The organism is Spirosoma jeollabukense (assembly GCF_054777855.1).
This window is the reverse complement of record NZ_BAAHAD010000085.1, coordinates 1-662: the sequence shown is the minus strand read 5'-3', so window position 1 is coordinate 662 and position 662 is coordinate 1. Positions and strand designations below refer to the sequence as shown.

General features: G+C 23.3%; 1 pseudogene. It reads right to left on the bottom strand.

Going from position 1 to position 662, the window contains the following annotated elements:
• Window positions 1-14: 14 nt before the first annotated feature.
• A pseudogene (gene atpB, locus ACYVEA_RS34680) lies at window positions 15-572 on the bottom strand (F0F1 ATP synthase subunit A); the annotation flags it as partial.
• Window positions 573-662 lie beyond the last annotated feature (90 nt).

Below are 662 nucleotides of genomic sequence, written 5' to 3'. Positions count from 1 at the left end.
ATATAAGATTATAATTAATGTAAGTCTAATCCATCTTTAATATAAGAACAACTTAAAACTACAAAAACTTGAGCTTGTATAAAAGCAATAGCTAACTCTAAACCTGAGAAAGCTATTATAAATGCTAAAGGTAATAATCCTAAGAAGAAAAATAATAAACCACTTGTCATTATATTATATGTAAATCCACCTAAAATAGATAAAAGCATATGTCCAGATAATATATTTGCAGCTAATCTTAATCCTAATGAAACATTTCTTGATAAGTAAGAAATAAATTCAATTAAAACTAATAAAGGTAATAAACCTAAAGGACATCCAGAAGGTACAAATAAAGAAAAGAATTTTAATCCATGTTTTTGAAAACCTAAAATTGTTGCACCTAAAACAACTGTAAAACTCATAGAGAAAGTTAAAACAAAATGAGATGTAGATGCAAAACTATATGGTATCATTCCTAATAAATTATTGGCTAAAATAAAAATAAATAATGAATATATAAAAGGGAAATATACTTGTCCTTTATTTGAATTTATTTGATTAATTACTATACCATGTACAGTAAAATATAATGTTTCTTGGCTTAATGATCAGCTATTAGGTATTATTTTATTATTATTAGTAGCTAATAAACTATAACTTATTATTAATATAATTCCTAC